The sequence below is a fragment of the Photobacterium sp. GB-36 genome (assembly GCF_003026135.1).
Classification (GTDB): domain Bacteria; phylum Pseudomonadota; class Gammaproteobacteria; order Enterobacterales; family Vibrionaceae; genus Photobacterium.
The window spans coordinates 24863-45138 of sequence record NZ_PYNY01000013.1 but is presented as its reverse complement, the minus strand read 5'-3'; the positions used below and the strand labels follow the sequence as shown (position 1 = coordinate 45138).

21 protein-coding genes are annotated in these 20276 nt (G+C 39.2%); 4 read left to right on the top strand and 17 right to left on the bottom strand.

Annotated features, from left to right (window positions below; genetic code table 11):
* Window positions 1-107: 107 nt before the first annotated feature.
* The 3 genes from C9J46_RS12925 to C9J46_RS12915 all read right to left on the bottom strand — a co-directional run bounded on the left by C9J46_RS12925 (window position 108) and on the right by C9J46_RS12915 (window position 3177).
* A complete protein-coding gene (locus C9J46_RS12925) occupies window positions 108-899 on the bottom strand; it encodes a phytanoyl-CoA dioxygenase family protein (protein WP_107247451.1) in 792 nt (263 codons plus the stop codon).
* A gap of 220 nt (window positions 900-1119) precedes the next feature.
* Window positions 1120-2148 carry a methionine synthase gene (locus tag C9J46_RS12920; protein WP_107291002.1) on the bottom strand — a complete coding sequence of 343 codons (1029 nt, stop codon included), beginning with the start codon at window positions 2146-2148 and terminating at the stop codon, window positions 1120-1122.
* Between the two features lie 48 nt (window positions 2149-2196).
* On the bottom strand, window positions 2197-3177 hold the full coding sequence (locus C9J46_RS12915; protein ID WP_107291001.1) for a DUF1852 domain-containing protein: 981 nt from the start codon (window positions 3175-3177) through the stop codon (window positions 2197-2199).
* Between the two features lie 248 nt (window positions 3178-3425).
* Here C9J46_RS12915 and C9J46_RS12910 point away from each other — a divergent pair, with 248 nt between their 5' ends.
* Complete coding sequence (locus C9J46_RS12910) at window positions 3426-4235, top strand: sulfite exporter TauE/SafE family protein (protein WP_107247454.1); 810 nt, start codon at window positions 3426-3428, stop codon at window positions 4233-4235.
* 106 nt (window positions 4236-4341) lie between these two features.
* Here C9J46_RS12910 and C9J46_RS12905 read toward each other — a convergent pair whose 3' ends face one another.
* The 7 genes from C9J46_RS12905 to C9J46_RS12875 all read right to left on the bottom strand — a co-directional run bounded on the left by C9J46_RS12905 (window position 4342) and on the right by C9J46_RS12875 (window position 11502).
* Window positions 4342-5526 carry a hypothetical protein gene (locus C9J46_RS12905; protein WP_107291022.1) on the bottom strand — a complete coding sequence of 395 codons (1185 nt, stop codon included), beginning with the start codon at window positions 5524-5526 and terminating at the stop codon, window positions 4342-4344.
* The gene (locus C9J46_RS12900; protein ID WP_107291000.1) at window positions 5526-6182 is read right to left on the bottom strand and encodes an energy transducer TonB; all 657 of its coding nucleotides are present in this window, start codon (window positions 6180-6182) and stop codon (window positions 5526-5528) included. Before C9J46_RS12900 ends, C9J46_RS12905 begins: the two co-directional genes overlap by 1 nt.
* The gene (locus tag C9J46_RS12895) at window positions 6182-6586 is read right to left on the bottom strand and encodes a biopolymer transporter ExbD (RefSeq protein WP_005365390.1); all 405 of its coding nucleotides are present in this window, start codon (window positions 6584-6586) and stop codon (window positions 6182-6184) included. Before C9J46_RS12895 ends, C9J46_RS12900 begins: the two co-directional genes overlap by 1 nt.
* Window positions 6583-7116: a MotA/TolQ/ExbB proton channel family protein gene (locus C9J46_RS12890; RefSeq protein WP_045082027.1), complete on the bottom strand. Its 534-nt coding sequence runs from the start codon at window positions 7114-7116 to the stop codon at window positions 6583-6585. Before C9J46_RS12890 ends, C9J46_RS12895 begins: the two co-directional genes overlap by 4 nt.
* The gene (locus tag C9J46_RS12885; RefSeq protein ID WP_107290999.1) at window positions 7116-8483 is read right to left on the bottom strand and encodes a MotA/TolQ/ExbB proton channel family protein; all 1368 of its coding nucleotides are present in this window, start codon (window positions 8481-8483) and stop codon (window positions 7116-7118) included. Before C9J46_RS12885 ends, C9J46_RS12890 begins: the two co-directional genes overlap by 1 nt.
* Window positions 8483-9256, bottom strand: a complete 774-nt coding sequence (locus C9J46_RS12880; protein WP_199188106.1) for a DUF3450 domain-containing protein — start codon at window positions 9254-9256, stop codon at window positions 8483-8485. Before C9J46_RS12880 ends, C9J46_RS12885 begins: the two co-directional genes overlap by 1 nt.
* A 155-nt stretch (window positions 9257-9411) precedes the next feature.
* Window positions 9412-11502 (bottom strand): TonB-dependent siderophore receptor, encoded by a 2091-nt coding sequence (locus C9J46_RS12875; RefSeq protein ID WP_107290998.1) that lies wholly within the window; start codon window positions 11500-11502, stop codon window positions 9412-9414.
* 394 nt (window positions 11503-11896) lie between these two features.
* On the opposite strand from C9J46_RS12875, the gene C9J46_RS12870 reads away from it, so the two are divergent.
* Together C9J46_RS12870 and C9J46_RS12865 are read left to right on the top strand one after the other, a co-directional pair.
* On the top strand, window positions 11897-12328 hold the full coding sequence (locus C9J46_RS12870; RefSeq protein WP_105062138.1) for a hypothetical protein: 432 nt from the start codon (window positions 11897-11899) through the stop codon (window positions 12326-12328).
* 124 nt (window positions 12329-12452) lie between these two features.
* Complete coding sequence (locus tag C9J46_RS12865) at window positions 12453-13064, top strand: flavin reductase family protein (RefSeq protein WP_107290997.1); 612 nt, start codon at window positions 12453-12455, stop codon at window positions 13062-13064.
* A gap of 96 nt (window positions 13065-13160) precedes the next feature.
* Here C9J46_RS12865 and C9J46_RS12860 read toward each other — a convergent pair whose 3' ends face one another.
* A complete protein-coding gene (locus tag C9J46_RS12860) occupies window positions 13161-13409 on the bottom strand; it encodes a DUF3297 family protein (protein ID WP_045082022.1) in 249 nt (82 codons plus the stop codon).
* Between the two features lie 412 nt (window positions 13410-13821).
* Between C9J46_RS12860 and C9J46_RS12855 the strand changes: the two genes are divergently transcribed.
* On the top strand, window positions 13822-14097 hold the full coding sequence (locus C9J46_RS12855; RefSeq protein ID WP_107247460.1) for a hypothetical protein: 276 nt from the start codon (window positions 13822-13824) through the stop codon (window positions 14095-14097).
* A gap of 263 nt (window positions 14098-14360) precedes the next feature.
* Here C9J46_RS12855 and C9J46_RS12850 read toward each other — a convergent pair whose 3' ends face one another.
* The 6 genes from C9J46_RS12850 to C9J46_RS12825 all read right to left on the bottom strand — a co-directional run bounded on the left by C9J46_RS12850 (window position 14361) and on the right by C9J46_RS12825 (window position 20150).
* Window positions 14361-14720 carry a DUF6559 family protein gene (locus C9J46_RS12850; protein ID WP_107290996.1) on the bottom strand — a complete coding sequence of 120 codons (360 nt, stop codon included), beginning with the start codon at window positions 14718-14720 and terminating at the stop codon, window positions 14361-14363.
* A 239-nt stretch (window positions 14721-14959) separates the two neighbouring features.
* Complete coding sequence (locus tag C9J46_RS12845) at window positions 14960-15379, bottom strand: PACE efflux transporter (protein WP_107207935.1); 420 nt, start codon at window positions 15377-15379, stop codon at window positions 14960-14962.
* 122 nt (window positions 15380-15501) lie between these two features.
* Window positions 15502-16494 (bottom strand): RelA/SpoT domain-containing protein, encoded by a 993-nt coding sequence (locus C9J46_RS12840; RefSeq protein WP_107290995.1) that lies wholly within the window; start codon window positions 16492-16494, stop codon window positions 15502-15504.
* Window positions 16495-16661: 167 nt separating this feature from the next.
* The gene (locus tag C9J46_RS12835) at window positions 16662-16874 is read right to left on the bottom strand and encodes a KTSC domain-containing protein (RefSeq protein WP_107207852.1); all 213 of its coding nucleotides are present in this window, start codon (window positions 16872-16874) and stop codon (window positions 16662-16664) included.
* A gap of 206 nt (window positions 16875-17080) precedes the next feature.
* Window positions 17081-18673 (bottom strand): BCCT family transporter, encoded by a 1593-nt coding sequence (locus tag C9J46_RS12830; protein ID WP_107261276.1) that lies wholly within the window; start codon window positions 18671-18673, stop codon window positions 17081-17083.
* Between the two features lie 295 nt (window positions 18674-18968).
* Window positions 18969-20150 carry a benzoate/H(+) symporter BenE family transporter gene (locus C9J46_RS12825; protein ID WP_107290994.1) on the bottom strand — a complete coding sequence of 394 codons (1182 nt, stop codon included), beginning with the start codon at window positions 20148-20150 and terminating at the stop codon, window positions 18969-18971.
* Window positions 20151-20276: the final 126 nt, after the last annotated feature.

The following is a 20276-nucleotide window of genomic DNA, read 5'->3' as shown; positions in this document are numbered from 1 at the left end:
TTCACTACACAGTTAGAATTGTTAATTCGAGAAAAAGGAAGTTATTATATAAACTTTGATGTGAACTTGATGTTGAACTCCCTTTCAAGCATCAATTTTAATATTTGTTATGAAGCACACGCCATTGACTTAAGCTGTAGCGTATTAATAAACAATCGTGGGTCAGCAATCTTTTGCAATATTAATTGAGTAGGTAAACAATCATCATCAACGTAATCAACATAATCAGATGCCGAATCAAAAATTAAAATATCCAATGCTAAGCGATCTAATCCGTATAAACCACGATGAATCATATCTGCTGAAAATACCAATAAATCACCTGCCGATAATGCAATCTTCTTCCCACCAGAAAGGCTATCATGGCTGACTTTGCCATTCACTTCTTGGCGAACATTGTATTCTTCTTCATTATCCCATCGCTTGTGCGTGCCGGGTATTATTTCCATACCGGGTTCATCAAATAAAGGGACACGAAGGTGCAATACTTGCGTTTCTAATATGACTCTCATTTGGTCTTCAATATCATAATCATATTGACAGTCACGGTGCCAAAAGTCTTTTTGTTGCGGGTTCACCGGATTAAAGAACAGTTGAGTATTCATGAAAGCAGGATTTTTAGGTATTACGGTATCAACCACATCCATGATTTTTTTTGAACTAATAAAGTCAAATAGTTCCGTTCTCTCTGCGATAGATAAATACTGGCTTCCAGTGATCAAAGATGAGTTAAATGCTTCTTCTTGATAGAACTCTTTGTTGTCAGCTTTCCATAATTCATGAAAAGTTAAAACGACTTTTCTGAGTGAAGTTATCTGATCTTCACTGAAATAATTGCGAATAACGAAGTAACCTAATTCTTCGTATTGCTGACTTAATTGTTGGCTATTGAATAACACTGACGACCTTCACATTCTCTATACCGTTGACTGATTACGGTATTCTTTGGCGAATAGTGCCAGACGATAATAGTGATAAGCAAGTATGTCAGAGTATTCTAAACGCGTGTTGTTTATTTAAAGAATTTAGAGCTTCTGAAAAAGAGATAATTTGATTATGTAAATGCACTATATCACGCTATCAATAAAGTACATTTACACACGGTGATACCCAAACCTTCTAAGCTGAAAGCGCTTTTCGAATGATTTCAGCCCCTGCATTTAAGGCTTCAAGTTTGCCTTGTGCGATATGCTGGGCTAGCGGTGCCATGCCGCAATTTGTGCATGGGTAGAGTTTATCAGCATCAACAAATTTAAGTGCTTTACGCAATGTATCCGCGACTTCTTCCGCCGTTTCAATTTTATCACTGGCAACATCAATCGCCCCTACCATCACTTTTTTTCCACGAATAAGCTCTAGCAAATCCATGGGTACATGAGAGTTATGGCATTCTAACGAGATAATATCGATATTAGATTGCTGCAGTTTAGGAAACGCCTCTTCGTATTGACGCCACTCTGAACCGAGTGTTTTCTTCCAATCAGTATTGGCTTTAATGCCATAGCCATAACAAATATGAACAGCAGTTTCACACTTCAGCCCTTCAATGGCTCTTTCTAAACAGGCAATACCCCATTCATTAACTTCATCAAAGAACACATTAAAGGCTGGCTCATCAAATTGAATAATATCAACCCCTGCTGCTTCTAATTCTTTGGCTTCTTGATTAAGGATTTTAGCAAATTCCCATGCCAGTTTTTCACGACTTTTGTAGTGCGCATCATATAGAGTATCAACCATAGTCATAGGACCTGGCAGTGCCCATTTGATCGGTTGTTTAGTTTGCTGACGAAGGTATTTAGCATCATCAACAAACACCGATTTTTGACGAGAAACAGGACCAACAACAGTAGGTACACTGGCATCATAACGATCACGGATTTTAACGGTTTTGCGGGTTTCAAAGTCAACGCCGTTGAGGTGCTCTATAAAGGTAGTTACAAAATGTTGGCGAGTTTGTTCACCGTCACTGACAATATCAATTCCTGCTTGTTGTTGATTTTGCAGTGATAAACGTAGCGCATCTTGTTTTCCTGCCGCTAATGCATCCCCTTCCAATTTCCACTCTGACCAAAGTTTTTCAGGCTCTGCCAACCAATCGGGTTTCGGTAAGCTTCCTGCTGTTGATGTCGGTAATAATGTTTTCATGATAGTTAACGTCCTATGTTGTAATAAATGATGAAAGCAATGTTGATGTTAGCTAGTCACGAAATTCGCTGACCATTGCTCAAGCACGGTTTGGTACGGTTTAATGAAGTGCTGCTCGGCAAATTTGCCTTGTTCACCTGCCAACCTGCTGCGCTCTTCTCGGTCATACACGATTTTGGTCAGTGAATGATCGGGGCACTTTAAGTTGGGTTTATAGGACTTTCCAGCCACTGCGTTTGCATTATAGATTTCTGGTCGATAGATCTTTTGGAAGGTTTCCATGGTGCTAATGGTGCTGATCAGCTCAAGGTTGGTGTAATCATTTAATAAATCACCAAAGAAGTAGAACGCCAAAGGAGCAACACTGTTTGCAGGCATGAAGTAACGTACCTGTAAGCCCATTTTTTGGAAATACTGCTCGGTCAATGACGACTCATTGGATTTATATTCCACGCCCAATACTGGGTGCTGATTTTCGGTGCGGAAATAGGTTTTGTTATCAGATACAGATAAACAAATCACCGGTGTCTTTTTAAAATTGTCTTTATATACATCAGAGTTAACAAAGCTCTGGAAGATTTTGCCATGCAGCTCGCCAAAGTTATCTGGAATACTAAACTGTGGCTTACCTTTATTATGGTTTTGCAGTAGTACGCTGAAATCGTAATCACGCACATAAGAAGAAAAGTTGTTACCGACAATCCCTTCAATACGCTGGTTAGTTTGATTATCAATAATGTGGGTTTTTAATACTTCAATCGATGGGAATGTTTGCCCCTGTCCTTCAATGTCGATATCAACCGAGACAATTTCAAGCTCAACAGAATAACGATCACCTTCGGGGTTATCCCAATTCGCTAAAGCATTAAAGCTGTTATTGATCATGTTTAATGCGTTACGTAAGTTCTGTTGGCGGCTTTCCCCTCGCGCTAAGTTAGCGAAATTGGTAGTAATACGTGTGTTGCTAGCGGGATGATAATTTTCATCAAGGCCAGTCTTATTTATTGTAAATGTAAAATCGTTATTCATGGCGACCGATATCCTATTAGCTGAAATAAATGATGACGTTCGTAGAAGCTGTCGAGTTGTCTGTATTTATTTATACGTAGAGTATTCGATCAATAAAAGCGTATTTCTTTCACTATCAACATGAAAAAAACTCAAGTGGTTACGTTTGAGTTGTTACAAATTTGTAAGTTATAGTTCTCATCACATAGAAAGGATATCTATTTTTATTCAATGCGTTAACCGCTAACCACATATAAGAAGACAAAGAAATGAATGAATTATTGTTAATAATATACTGCGCTTTACTTGGCAGTGGTGTTGGATTTTTGGCAGGATTATTAGGTATAGGAGGAGGACTTGTTATAGTACCCATTCTAAGTATTATCTTGCTTCATTTCGCCATTTTACCGCCTGAACAAGTGGTTATCGTCGCTATTGCTACTTCCTTAGCATCCATATTATTCACTTCAACGTCTTCTGCCATCGCTCACCACAAAAATGGCAATGTGCCATGGAACCTAGCACCATGGATAATGACAGGTGTTGCCTTAGGTGCACTTATCAGTGGGTTTTTAGCGGCTCTATTACCGAGTAATGTTGTTCGTATTGTATTTGCTGTCAGTGTGGCACTCATTGCACTGAAGATGTTTTATAGCAGTACAAAAAAAGAGACAGCAACAACACGTAACATGCCCAATAATTTTGTTCTTACCTTTTTAACAACAATTACCGGCGGATTGTCGGCCATGATTGGTATTGGTGGCGGCGCACTGTTAGTGCCTTTGTTAACCTTCTTCTCTCTCGATATGAAGAAAGCTATCGGTTGTGCTTCTGCTTGTGGCATTGTTATCGCACTCTTTGGCTCTATCGGTTATGTCAGCTCAGGCATTAGCTATCTTTCTCTTACTGATGGCTTTGCCGGTTTTGTTTATCTACCCGCATTATTTGGTATTGTTTGTACTTCTTGGTTTACCGCTCCGCTAGGCGCTAAGGCAACAAACTATTTACCTGTGCCAATCATTAAAAAAATCTTCTCAGCATTATTACTAGCAATGGCGACAAATATGGTGATTAGTTAAACCAAGCATGTGCACTAGAATAAAAAAATGAGTGGTTAACTTAGTGATTATTAAGTTAACACACTCATTTTTTTGATTAGCTCAGGATTAAATACAAATAAAATATTTAGCTAGCTTGTTCCATTTCACGCATTTGTGATAAATATTTTATCCAGCTCGATGCTGCCGATGAAGGCTTTATATTATTTGCCTGTTTGGCATGAATAATCGCTTTATCAAAGTTATTTAGCTTGTAATACGCACGGACTTTCGCCAACTCAACATCAGACTGTTTATCTTTACGCTTAACCTTATTAAGCTCAATTAACGCTTTTTGATATTGCCCTTCCTGCAACAACAATTGTGCAAGTTGCCAACGATAACGGTTATTACGCTGGGCTGCTTTTTCCCAAATATTGATAGCACTTTGCCACTCTCTTGCCATCTGCCAATAGTTAGCTTGTTCAACGAGCAACCTTGTATTAGTTGTTGCGCCTTCAAGCTCTGCTATTTGTTTAGCAGCACGTTCAGGAATACCACGCTGAGCATACAGTTGCGCTAGGCGATGTAAATCTTGCTGCGTTAACTTAACACCTTGATATTTTGCTAATTTTAATGTGCTCAATGCTTCTGCAGGTTTCCCTGCTTGCAATTGTATATTAGCTAATTGCTGCCACCAATTGAGCTTATTTGGCTCTATCGCAATCAAACGATTTAATGTCGAAGTTGCACCATTCCAATGCTTTAGTTGCAACTGAGCACCCAACTTAATCGACAACGGCGATATTTCATCTTTACGTTTATAGCCATCGTAGCGTTTCATTGCAGAAAGGACTTTTGACCACTGGCTCAATTGATAATGTGATTGGGCAATACGCAGCCATAGTTCATCGCCCTTTTGTGATTTTGGAATATGCTTTGTTAGCTGATAGTAATGTGGTAGTGCTTGGCTGTATTTTTGCTCAGAAAGTAAAATATCAGCCAGCATACGCTGAGTAACCCATGCTTGATCATCTTGTAATAAGCCACTTTTAACTGCTTTAGATAAATTGCTTATCGCTTTTGATGGATTGCCCTGCTGCCAATAAAACACGCCCAACATACGCTGAACAAATGCTTTGTCATAAGGCTCTATCGGCTTTAAAGAGACAAGTAAATCAATCGCCTGATTAACCTTATCATCAAGCTGTAAGTTATTCGCTTTTTGAACCTTAACGGCAATCGACTGCGACAATTTACCTCCCGCGTAAGCGGATGATAAAGGCAAACTCGCTGCAGCGGTTAAAGCGATAATAAATGCTAATCTTTTCATCATTTATTCAACTTAAATTCTAAACGTACCGTCTGACCAGGCTGTGATACAGCACTGCCATTTTGCACTTGTGGTTGGTACTTCCATTTACGCAATGCACGTATCGCTTCTTTATTAAATAAACGATTAGGTTTTGCTTCAAGCACTGCAATATCGATTGGTCGGCCTTGAGGATCAATCGTGAATTTCAGTATAACGTAACCTTCTTTACCTTGTTTTAGCGCGCGGGGCGGATACCTTGGCTCAACACGATACAATGGCATAGCTTGCTGACTCTGACCGATAGTCGGCGCACCTACCGCATTCGATGCACTGCTAAAATCACTAAATTTCGGCATCTTGATCGATAAGCCTGTAACCGCTGTATCCAACCCTAAGCTTGTCGTAGACGCAACAGGTTGAACACTTGCGGTTGCTGCTCTTGATGATACCGGCTTTGCTTCTGGCGGTGGCTCTGGTGTTTCAGGTGGTGGTGGCACCGCACGCTGTCGCCGTTGAGGTGCTTGCTCTTGTTCCATCATTACCATGTTGAACGCTAGCACTTCTTTATTATCAGGCTTTTGATGATTACCGTTATCTACCATCCATGCCATAAAAGTAAAAAGTCCTAACGCTACAGCAATAGCTAATGGAAAAGCCATTAAAAGACGGATCATTAATTTTTCTCCGCCGCCAATGCGATATTTTTGATCCCAGCTCCTTTTGCTGCATCCATCACTTTAACCACAGTGCCGTTATAGGCATGCTCATCCGCTTGGATCACTAAAGAAGCATCAGGTTGCTCTGTAAGCATATGTTCTAATGTTGCTTGAACACGTTCTACATCAACAACACGTTTATCAATATAAACGTCATTTGCTGAAGTAATTGCAACAAAGATCCCTGCGTCTTTTTGGCTTACCACGTGGCTTGCTTGAGGGCGGTTAACTTCTACGCCTGATTCCCGTACAAACGAACTCGTTACAATAAAGAAAATCAGCATAATAAATACGATATCGAGCATTGATGTTAAATCAATTTGTGCATCTTCTCGATTTGAAGAACGGCGGCTGAGTCTCATTGCTGACTCCTTAATAATTTTTCTAATTTAAACTCACGCATCTGACAAGCTTTAGATAAACGTGCGTGAACAAACATACCCGCTAAGGCCGCAACCATCCCTGCCATTGTTGGCAAGGTTGCTAAAGAAATGCCGGATGCCATTAAACGAGGTTGACTACTACCTTGCGTCGCCATTACATCAAAGACAGAAATCATCCCCGTCACTGTGCCAAGTAAACCTAGCATGGGGCAGATTGCGACTAATACTTTGATAAAATTTAAATTCTGATTAAGGGCAATTTTTGCTTCATTAAGCCAGCCATCACGAATTGCACATGCATGCCAAGAGGAATGATCTTTACGAGCCATCCAGCTAGTTAACCACTGCTCTTTTTGCTTTGGAAAATAGAAGAATAAATAAATCACGCGTTCAATAACCAAAAGCCAACATAGCGCAACAACCGCAGCAAGCCACCATAATATGGCGCCACCTTGCGCCATAAAATGAGAAAGCGAAAACCACCAGCCATGTAATACGCTGAAGTCCATTATGCTGCCTGTTCTGCTAATACGTTACGGTTAGATGTCTGAGAAGATTCGTTTTTTTCAGCTTGCTGAGCAACTAAGCTGATCCCTTGTTTTTCAAGGATCAATCGAATATTTTCAGCTTGTGTACTTAGTACATTATGAGCCAGCAATAAAGGCATCGCGGCAATCAAACCTAGAACGGTCGTTACCAATGCCATTGAAATACCACCCGCCATCACTTTAGGATCACCATTACCAAACTGCGTGATAACTTGGAAGGTTTCAATCATCCCCGTCACCGTACCCAGTAAGCCTAACATTGGCGCTAAAGCCGCAAACAGTTTAAGCATCGATAAGCCTTTTTCTAATCCTTGCTGCTCATCAACAATCGCTTCAAGTAAACGTAATTCTAACGCTTCTACGCTACGATTTTGCTCTTTGTTATACACAGCAAGAATACGACCCAGTGGGTTATTTCCAGCTTGAGTTGGATTTTTTAATTGTTGCTTAATTTGACGATTAATAATCGCTAATTTAACGCCACGGAAAATGGCAATACCCGCACCAATAGCTAATAGAAGTAGAATAATTTTACCGACCACACCACCTGCTGTTAAACGATCTTCCAGCGTAGGTGCATTGGCTAATTGCTCTAATATCACACCACGAGAAGGATCAAGAGCAATACTTTCACTACCTGCCGCCGCTATTGCAGCTAAATCTGAAAGTTGTGGGCCATTTTCAGGTTGTTGTTGATAAGCCGTTGCAAGATGGCGAGGGCCATCCCACTTTAAATAACCCTGTTCAGCTACTAGGCCTAATGCGCCTAAACGCAATGCTTTTTCTGTGGTTTGCTCACCATCACCATTAATAAATGGTACGTTCACCTTTGCCAACTCACCGCTTGCAACGATTTGTGATTCCATTGCTTGCCACAAACCTTTTAATTGTGGCATAGACGGCAGTGCTTTCGCATCAACGATTTGGTCAACAACTGGGATATATTTCGTCACATCAACACCAGTGACAGCGTAACCTTGCTCGGCTTTTAGTTCTTTTGCTGTTTGGCGAACGACACCAAATAACTCACCAAGGCTGCCAGAATCTAATTGAAGTTGCTGTTCTAATTTCGCGAGTTCTGCTTCATTGGTACTAAAACTTTGGCTCAGTAATTCTGTTTGTTTTTTTAACGCATTACGTTGCACTAATAATGCATCACGTTGTTGACGAATTTTCTGTGCTTCTTGACTAAATTCAGCTTCACGTTGCACATTATGTTGCTGCTGTGTGACATTTTCTTGTTTCGCTTGCTGTACAACCGATTCAGCAGATACTGTGAACGGAACCGATGCCATACAGAGTGCAATAGCTAACGCTTTTAATTTCATTATTTGCTCTCCACGTTAGCAAGGGGCGCTGAGATAGGTAAACGTAATAGGCTTGGTGCAATTTGCTTATTCGCCATTGCAAACGCTTTATCAATATTTGCAGCTTCACTTGTATCAAGTGCCTGCCACTGCTGTTTGTTACTGTTCCAACTCCAGTAATGACTACCGTTTAAGCTACGAGCGACAAATGCAATACGACCGAGATACAGTAAATCAGCCTCGATTGTTTTACCGTCTTCTAACGTAATTTTATCTTGGTACGTACCCAATTTCGTGCCGTAATCCATTTCAATCTGATAGGCTTCTAGAATACGACGGAATTTTTCTGCATCGCTAATATCAGCTTGCGACATCATCGTTTTCAACTTTTCAATACGCGCTAAACGCTGTTCATGTTTGATAGGCTTATCTTGCTCAACAACAGTCGATAAACCATCAATCATTTGGTACATCAAAGGTACAACACCTTGGCGCGTCTCTTTAATGTTCTCTATTTGTTCATGAATAGAGGCCATTTCTTGGGTTTGATTATCAACCATACGCGCAAGGTGATCGTGATAGACCGTCAGGTTTTTAAGCTCTTCTTGTAATTGCTCGATTTGTGCTTTCATCGCGATAGCCGAATCAGCATTACGATCAATCTTATCTTGGCTTAATGCTGAAGCCGTATTGGTTTTGTTTTCAATAGAACGTGCTGTATCAAGGCTCGATGCCTGTACCCCAGTTGTGATGCTTAAAATCACAACCGCTAAACTGGTTTTAATAAAATTCATAATCAAACTTAATAATGAGTAATCTTGAATCGCAAAAAATAAAAAAGTGAAGTAATAATAAAAAGTTAAATCGTACAACGACCAAAAATAGTGAAATAGCATTTAATCGCAACAAGGGGAAGCAATGGCTCCCCCTTAGTTACAATATTTACAAATTAGTATTTAAACTCAAGCGTAGCCATAAAGTTACGACCTTCACCAAGTGTTACACCCGTTGCGCCAACATAATCTTTGCTTGTTGAACCGCCACCAGCCATGTAATCAGTATCAAATACGTTTTCTACATTAATACGACCAATGATATCTAAATTATCATCGTACTTGTACGTGTGAGCCATACCTAAATCAACACGTGTATAGCCGTCTTTCTTAAAGGTATTCGCAGCATCACCAAAACGTGAACCTTCGTAAATAACACCAAGGTTAACATCGGTTGCCGGTGTTACCTTGTACGTAGACCAAACACTTGCAGCGAATTCTGGTACGTCAACAGGACGATTACCTTGGTACTTCTGATCTTTGGTGTATTCCGCATCAAGGTACATTGCTGACGCGCTCATGCTTAACTTATCTGTCACGTTACCCTGCAGCGCAAGTTCTGCACCGTTGTGAACACGCTCACCCGCTTGAGTTTTCTCGTACAGATCTTTACCTACTTGAACATCAATCGTCGAGTTCTCTTGCGTAATGTTAAATACTGCACCCGATACAAACAGACGATTATCTAGTAGTTCCCACTTAGTACCTAGCTCATATTGCTTACCACGAAGCGGATCAAGTTGTTCACCATCATTCACATAGTTCGTAGAGCCTGATGTTACCGTACCTTGCGGCTCAAAGCTTTCAGAGTAAGCTAAGTAAATTGAACCGTTTTCTGCTGGATGGAAAATCGCAGCCACTTTAGGTGATACTGCTTCTTCCGCCGCTTTACCTTCTTGTGTTTGACGATCAAAACGAACACCAGCAAGTACTTGCCAGTAATCGTTAATCGTTACCATATCTTGTGCGTAGAAACCCCAAGCATTATAAGAAGAGTGAGATTCTTTTGGCTTACCCGATTTGTAACTAGGTACTGGTGTAGATTGGTTTGGTGCTACTTCTACAGAATTAAATGAACGTTGGAAACGATCGTAGCTGTAGCCTAACCAGTTAGAACCAACGAGTAACTGGTGTTGCATGCCAAGTGCATCAAATTCACCGACGAAATCAGCGTAAGCGGTTTTAAATACCCAATGATCGTGGCGATCATTGCCACCTTGCTTTACTAAACCTGACTCTTCAAAGTTTGCAAAGTTCGGGTAACTTTCCACATCGTGACGTGTAAAGTCTTGGTAATTAAAACCTGTATTTAATGCCCAAACATCTGTTAGTTGCGCTTTAACATCAAAACCATAGTTTTCTACTTCATTATTAATTTTTGACCACTGTGCATCCCACACATGGTCACGCCCCAATACTGGCTTACCATCAACAATGTAAGCTCCAGAATCTACACTTCCTTTATCGTTAGTGCGATCGTAGTGTAGTGACAATGTCACATCTTCATTTATGTCGTAATCAACAAATAGACCACCAACAAAGCGATCGGTTGAAGGTGTTGAACCATCACCATACTTACGCCATAAATCATAATCTTCTTTTGCAACAACAGCGCGAGCACGAAGTGATTCGTCTTGATTGAGTGACCCACTCACATCTAACACACTACGTGTATGATTATTTGAACCAACATCTTGGCTAAAGTTAACTTGTGTTTCGTGAGTTGGTTTCTTAGCAACCATGTTGACTAAACCACCAGGTGCAGATTTACCGTAAAGAAGACCTGCAGGGCCTTTCATTACTTCAACACGCTCTAAAAGCTCAACAGGTTGACGGTAGTGAGACCAATGTTGGTGACCATCACGCAAGAAACCGCTACTGCTACCAAGTTCAAAACCACGTAGAGAGAAACGTTCACGGTTACGGCCTGTTCCACCAGCTGAAATACTTGCATCGTTCTGTAACACCTCACCTAGCGTGCTCGCACGCTGTTCATCGATAAGTTGTTCATCAATTACTGCAACTTGTCCTGGCGTCTCTAGCTGAGTCATCTCCATACGCATCGCTGTAGAGTTGGTATCGGCTTTATAACCGTAATCACGACCTGTTACGACCATGTGCTCATCAACTTCTGTTGATTCTGCATAAGCAACAGGGGCAGAAAGTACCGCACCAATTAACAACGTCAGCTGGCTTTTAGAAAACATATTCCTTTAACTCCAAAATAAAGATATAACCTGAAAGTGAAGCCACATCAGAGTTACTCTCAGCACCTATCACTGCTGAATAGGTATTGTTTGTAATAATATAAAGAGCAAATCATGGCTACTATGTGGTAAGTAATAAAGTGCCTACCAAACGATGAAAAGGAATATAAGTGATAACCATTACCATTTGCATTAAATTTACATTCTTTGCATTCGTAAAGATTTCTTGAAAATTTATTCGGGCTGAAAGCCGCATTTTGTTCGTTTTGCCGTCGTCTCTTTTTCAGTTGTCTTTATTAATCCGTACCCAATACTGTTTTTAACGAAGACATTTATCATTAACAGTCGTATAATCTGCCCGTTTTTATTCATTATTCATTTCGCGGTATTTAATGTGACTCAACTAAGTCTTGAAGCTATTCACCAACAACTCAATGAACGCAATTTTATTGCTGAAAAAGTCCGTCTTGTGACAGTAGAAGCAATGGATCCAGAAATGCTGGCAACCTGCACTGCAACTGAAAATGAAACCTTCTACAACAGCTATATGAATGTGATTTATTGCAAAGGTGAGCGTTACGTACTTGGCTATCGTTGTAATGAAGACACCATCGTTGACCAAGCGATTATTTTCAAAGATGGTAAATACTACGATCCAACACTTCAGGCAAACAGCGAAAGCTTCGAACCTTACCAATTTGCCGTGTTAGCTGAATTCAAAGTATTTGATATGATGAAGCACGCTAAAACGAACAAAGATTTCCCGCCTGATGTTGATTTCTTATTTACAAAGAAAAAACATTTTAAAAACGTAATTAAAGCGTAATTTTCGTAAAAAGCCGACTTCTCCGTCGGCTTTTTATTGTCTATTCATTCTAACTTGATCACATTGAGTTAACCTTCATTCGCAGTACAATAGATAAGAACTTTTCAGCGCGAAGGATTTGCACATGTACCTTGATCTATCCACACAATCTCCCACTGATATCTACCATTTAATGACACAAACCATTATCCCTCGTCCTATCGCATGGGTTCTGACAGATTCTGGTGAGCACAACTACAATCTTGCCCCTTTTTCTTATTTCACCCCAGTTGCTAGTAACCCACCATTATTGATGTTTTCTGTGGGTAAAAAACCGAGCGGAGAAATCAAAGACACTACGCGTAACGTTATTGCCAATAAAAAGATGGTGGTACATATCGCTAATATTGCGTTAGCAGAACAAGTCACTCAAACCGCTGCTACCTTAGAGTATGGCGAATCTGAGGTTGAACAGACCCAATTAGAGCTCACCTCTTTTGATGGCTTTGAACTGCCAAGGCTAAAAGATTGCCCTATTGCCTTTGGTTGTCACCTATATGAAGTGAAAGAGGTTGGGGAAACACCACAAAGCTTGATCTTCGCTGAAATTAAGCAGATCTACATTGATGACGAAGTTATCGATAGTGAGCAAAAGCGCTTAGTAATTGAAGCATTAAAGGTAAATCCGTTATCACGCTTAGGCGGCAGTGAATACGCAGTATTGGAAAAGACCTTTTCAGTCGCAAGACCGAAATAACATGGCTTCCAACTGTGAATTTATTTTCTCAGATTATACGCAAAAAAAAGCCTAGTTCGAAAACTAGGCTTTCATTGATTCATTAATCAACACTTATTACTTGTAGAATGCTTCTACCGTGCCTTTTAGTGTGATCAAGATTGGCTGACCACGGCGATCTAGTGCCTTCGGTGAAGGAATTTTCACCCAACCTTCGCTGATGCAGTACTCATCAACATCAAAACGCTCTTTGCCGTTAAGACGAATGCCGATGTCATAGTTGAAACACTCTGCCACGTGGTGAGGGCTACGAGGGTTACCTGAAAGACGATCTGGTAATGCTGGTTGTGATGTAGTATCTGTCATGATCAAAAATTCTATCGTTAATAAAAAACGTCGGTATTGTAGAGAATATAACGTTTACGCTCAATAGATAAAGAACCTATTTCTTTTTGAAGCCTTACCTACAACCCAGAACGCCTAAATTTTATTAACATCTTAGAAATATTCACTATTTATTACACTCTTATATAAGTGAATATTCACACTATCCCGATGCAATAAAAGCATACTCATTCATTTAATCTGAATTTTATCGCAACAACATTCCATCAAATGCAATGCCTTACATATAATAATAAAAAATGCTTATCGGCATATAGAATAATTTATAAATGGCAAATTTATATTACAAAGGAATGATTTCCATATAAAAATAGCCAAAAAGATCACGCTATACTTATCGTTCTTATGCGCATGCTCCGTCATTATCTCTGGTATGTATATTGCGTGGAAAAGTCCAGAGATCAGCGAAGATGCTATTTATGATCGCGCTATCGAGCAATTAATTTCTATCCGAGAAATCAAGAAATCTGAAATTAAAAATCATTTCGATACCACGGCAACATTACTTGCAACGTTGGCGTTTGATCCAAGTATCCAAAATGCGATAAGAGATTTTGAGCAAGCTAAAACATACTATTATTACGGATTTACGTTAATCCCCAATCCAGTGAGCATAACCTTTTGGCAAACCACTGTCCCGCACAAGTAAAATACACGCTAGTTGAAGAGCTTAAATAAGTAGATACCCTACTCATTACCGCATCTATGTATAACTTTAGGTACCTAGGCAATTAAAAACGGGTTAAGGATTAAATCTCGGGGATAATTTAGCACCGCTCTGAACTGACTGCGAGAATGTAAAACCACTAGATACAAAACTCGCAAACATCCCTTTATTTATGGTAAGAAAATACGCCGTAAAATAAGCAACTATGATCAAATTATTACTCACTTTTTAAACCAGAACCATTATTAGTAACGACTAGTCATTCCCATTCGGTTCGACATGTCGTCATCCATACGACCACCTTTCCATCCACCTTTACTAAGTAAGTTGAGAACATCACGAGCGTTATATTCATCGGCTAAAAAGAAATCGTAAGATATATCGATACGAATTTGGTGTAGTTCAGTATTATTTGTTAAATCCAGCGCATTAGGATCAGCAAACAAAGCGAATGCTATCTGTTGTTGACGTTTGCAAAGTGACTTTATATTGGCTTCTACTTGTCCAATCGTGAAATAATCACGGCTTCCGTAACCTTTTAATAAGATAGGCGAAAGGATCTTAATAACTTTTTTTATTCTACGGCGTTGGATATATCGAAACATGATCCCTCAACTTGCAATGTTATATATGGATAATTCGCTATATCCAGATACATTACAAGCATAACAAATCAAGTCAAACCCTGTGTTGGCTAGTTAGTCATTAATAACTAAAACTTACAATTTGTAACACTGCACCCTGTCGTAAGGACAATGCTAGATGCTAAACAGTAAGAATATCGATGTTAGTAATATAAAAAAGCCCCCAAGTAAACTTGAGGGCTTTTTTGTAGCAACACCAATTAATGTACCACTTCAGGAACAGGGAAAATCTTATCGTAAATCAGGTTATAAACATAAGCATAGATTAAGTAGAAAAGAACCATACCGATATCCAGTATAAATGCTTCCCAAATCGACACCTTTAATACCCAAGATAAAATAGGAATAGTGACAATTAATAATCCAGCTTCAAAACCTACACTATGTACTACACGCTGCAACGATGTTTTCTTAAGAGTTTTATAGCGTCGTACCATTAACTTATCAAACCAGTTATTATAAATGTAGTTCCAACCTGTAGCTAAAAATGAAAACGCAATGCCAACTGCTCCAACATGATCAGAATCATAGCCAAATTGACTCAACACACCAACTAAAAGCACTAATCCAATAATTTCAAAACAAACAGCATGACGAATACGATCAAAACGTGTTCTCATCATATACAACCTCAGTACAACTTTTTTATATTTTACAGATACCTAAAAGGAATATATGAATTATAAGCATTATTCTAAGGCTAACAAACTAGATACTATCCGAAAAACGGATAGTTATGCGATTATTTCATAAGATCAGCAGCCCTACATTGCGCTTTACCCATTAAATCTATCCTATTAACGACATGGTGCTTTGTCACTTTCTGTAAGGTATTTTTCTCTGTTTGTAACTGTTCAACTTGTTCTCGTAGCTTATCAATAAGTTCTTGAGAGCCTTGTTGTTTTGATTCATTTTGCTCTAATAATTTAAACAGCTCTGCTACTTCTTGGGCGTTTACATCACTTTTGTGCGTAATTTCATCAATTGATTTTTGGTGTTGTTCTAGCTCACTGACCAGTTGTTTGACAAAAGATCCCATCTCATCAGCCGATCCAGCTAAGCGATTAAACATCAATAAAAATTCACATACTTGTTCATTATGAGAAAAATTAGGGTAACGGATTTTATGATCTATTTCCGTCCAACCTTCCTCAAAAATTGTTCTAACCTGGACTTCAGTAAAAACAGTATGGTTTAACGGCTGTGAACCAAAGACATAATGTAATGACCGATATCCCGCAGGATGAATCTTAACTTCAACATCACTCGGTAATTCAGTAAAGACCTTATCGTCACCATTACGGACGTAATAAATTGGTGGCTCAGCATTTTTCCATTCTTGGCAGAGATAATCATGAACCGGTAAACAATCTTCTTTAAATAAATGCAGCGCACGTACACCTATTAAATCAGTCACAATACGGTCGTAATTAGTTGGGTTAATACCGACATATTTTTGTTTAAATGTGGGAGTATTTGCTTGGGTTTTACGAACAATCTTTTCCATTAAATGCTGCGGATCTTTTACCCGCCAGCGAACGGAATGTACATACTGACAACGCTGAATAATACGCGCGTACATTTCAGCCGTTTCTTTTAATTGTTCAATATTGGCTTCATGATTAAGACCAATTTGATGCAATGTCGGCCAATCAACCGAACTGGCTTGCCATTCTTGTTGGCTTATACGGTTTGCACTTAAAAAAGATGCTTCGGTTAAATCTGCAATGCTCATTACTGCCTACTCTCTTTACGATGAATAAGCGTAATTCTATTAATTATAATTACGCTCTATTATCCTAAAATATGCCTGACAAGCTTATTAAGCAAACTGTATTTTATTCGAAAAATGAAATCTTAAGAAACAAGCAAATAACTGAACATCTATATACAGCAACTAAACTATGACACTTGACTATAAACAGATTTAATATGGCTCTCGAAGTGATCTTCTACCGATTCTGCAGCTGCAAAATGAAAAAAAGCATATTTGGAAACCTCAGAAAAGACGCAATAAGGTTGACGCTGTCCCATATCAACATAAAGCTCATTTTTTGCTTCGCTATAACCCACTTTACGAATTGCGTTAGACTCAACAGTAATCCAGTTAATCATTATAGTGACTCCATTCATTCACGACTTTATTACTGGCTTTAGTTTGAAGAAAGGCTCGGCTTTTCGCCAGTACTCGACAAGCTAAATAAAGTAATTATTTTAAAATTCAGTGATGGATCACCCTGCACTATTGATGAATTTTATGATTAGAAAATAAAAAGCCGACAAATGCCGACTTTTGGATAATTGCTTAATTTACTTCTAGCTTAAGTATATAAGTGTCGCTCACTCATCAATCCTTTCCATAAGCTCACGCACGTTATTACCAGAATAAAGCTAAACGGTAACGCGGTAATCACCACTCCAGACTGCAATGCTTCTAATGCTTGAGCACCACCAACCCATAATAAAATAGCAGCAATAACACCTTCAATCGTTGCCCAGAAAATACGTTGTGGTACTGGCGCATCTAATTTACCACCAGCGGTTATACTATCAATAACTAACGATGCGGAATCCGATGATGTCACAAAGAATACTAAAATAAGTACAATCGAAATCACAGATAACAACAGGCTCATTGACATCGCATCAAATACATAAAATAAAGTAAGAGATAGATCTTGTAGGCCATGTAATCCCAACTCTCCTACTTTTGACGCTACTTGCTCTACCGCAATACCACCGAAGACAGAGAACCAAGTCATCGTTACTAATGTTGGAATAAAGAGAACGGCAAAAATAAACTGTCTTACTGTTCGTCCTTTAGATACTCGAGCGATAAAGATACCCACAAATGGCGCATATGAAATCCACCATGCCCAATAGAAGATAGTCCAACCATGACGCCATGTATCATCAGTACGACCAATAGGATTGCTTAGTGCAAAAAAGTTCTTCGCATAAGCCATAAAGGTATCTGGTAATGAATGTTTAACGACATCAAAACCCAAAATTGCTACTAAAACTAATAACCCAAACGCAATAACAATATTGATATTACTTAAAAGTTTAACCCCGCCATCAATGCCTCGTATTACAGAGAAAATCGCGATTGATGTAACAAAGGCAATAATACCGAACTGCAACCCTAAGCCGCCGTGAGTACCAAAAACATAATTAATACCACTCGCCGCTTGTTGCGCGCCTAATCCTAAAGAGGTCACTAAACCAAATAAAGTAGAAACAACAGCAAGAATATCAACAGCATGGCCTAACCAACCCCATGCGCGATCACCAAAAATAGGGAACAACAAAGATCGAATTGATAACGGCAAGTTCTTGTTATAAGTAAAAAAGGCTAACGCTAATGCTGCTACTGCGTAAATAGACCAAGCGCTGATCCCCCAGTGGAACACACTACCCGCCATCGCTAGTTGCTTAGCTTCCGGCGTCAGAGCCTCTACATTAAAAGGCGTCCCAAACCAGTTAGTGAAATAAGCCGTTGGCTCTGCAACGCCAAAAAACATGATACCGCTAGCAATACCTGCTGCAAATAACATTGAACTCCATGACAATGTTGAATGCTCAGGCTTTGCCTCTTTACCACCGATACGAATTTTACCTAGTGGTGAAAGCATTAAGAATATACAAAAAACTGCGAACGTATTAACAGCCCACATAAAGTAGCTATCAAACTGCTCCATAATACCGTTTCGCGTATTATTTAATGCAGTTTTTGCTGTCGCAGGATCGACAACTAACATCACAGCAATAAATAGCAAAATTAATATCGCACTAATACCAAACACCGGTTTGTGAATATCAAAACCCCAGCGCTGAATATTATCTTGTCCAACTTGATAATCCGTCGTTTCTATACTGTATTTACTACTTACTTTATCCGTCGAAGTATTCAAAAAATCCTACCTTGTTATGTAAACCTAATAATATTTATTTAGAGCACTAAACAATATTTCGCCGCAACCATAACAACAGAGAGGATAAACAACAAACAATAACAGCAAAAATGGGTTATAAATTACATAAAACTGACAAATAGCAGTGTCTTATTATTTTTTACACGAAGTATTTATTGTGCAAATAAATCATGACGATGACGGTTAACAAGAACACAGTGGTTTACAGCCCATTCATTATTGAATAGGCAATGATTTACTGTGCTGTATTTAAGGTTAAGTGGATATACACCCATTAACGCCCAGCAATGAATACGGGTTTTCTACTCTGCATTAACTTGAAATGGCACAAGCCAACACCTACTCCCCATATAGCCGCACTGATCCCTAACAAATGAATACCTGATAAAGTTATCAATAAAGTAAGTATCGCTGACTCTCGATATTCATCGGCAGAAAATGCATTAAACAAGCAGTTAATTAAGGTGGTTAATAAAGCAAAGCCAGCAAGAATATCGGCTAATCCCTCAGGCAAAGATACGAAAATAGCGACCACAATTGATGCCCAAATACCCACTAACATATAAAATCCACCAGCACAGATAGCAGCTTTGTAGCGATCACTATGCTTACCGTCAATATCGTCATTCATACAAATAGCGGCACTGATTGCCGCAAGGTTCAACGTGAAGATCCCACAAGGTGCAGCAATCATATTCACTAAACCTGTTCCTAAAAATACTGGGCGAACGGGTACTTTAAATTGAAAGTTTTGAAGTACAGCAAAACCTGCAATATTTTGTGACAGCATAGTTATTAGATATAAAGGAATAGCGATATTAATGATCGGTTGAAAATGAAAACTCGGCGTTAACCAATAAAATGTTGGCATTGCCATATGGATTGCAGCGGTATTTAAGGTATTGGAATACAGCGCAATACCTACAGAAGCAAGCAACGTCAGCAACATCGAATATCGAGCCATAAATCGTTTCGTGATTATATACACACTAAACAACACCAAAAACATGATTGGATGAGTGTCTATTTGCGTGAATCCACTTAAACAAATAGGCAATATGACGCCACACAATAACGCTGAAGTTATTGGCGATGGGATACGTTGCAACGCCAAAGCAAGTGGACGAATTAACCCAGAAATAAAGGTCAATAAACCACATACAATAAATGCGCCAATGACATCTGCCGCGCTGTACCCCTGCACAGCTGTGATCAAAAAAGCAGCACCGGGAGTAGACCATGCTGTTAATACTGGTACTTTGAAATAAAAAGAATAGCCGATAGTGGTTATACCCATAATTAACCCCAAAGCAAACAACCAGCTATTAATCTGCCACTGGGCTAACCCCATTTCTGTTAAGGCATGAATAACTAAAATAACAGACGAGGTGTAACCGACTAAAACAGCAATTGTTCCAGCTGAAATATGACTTAAATTAAATCTCAGATCGTTCATTTTCTACTCCTTAGAACAATGCTATCATGTGCGTTATAGCGCACGATACAGATAGGTTTATTTGTACGTTATAGCGCACAGACGGAACCTTATCATTGTGCGTTATAGCGCACAACAGGAAAATTG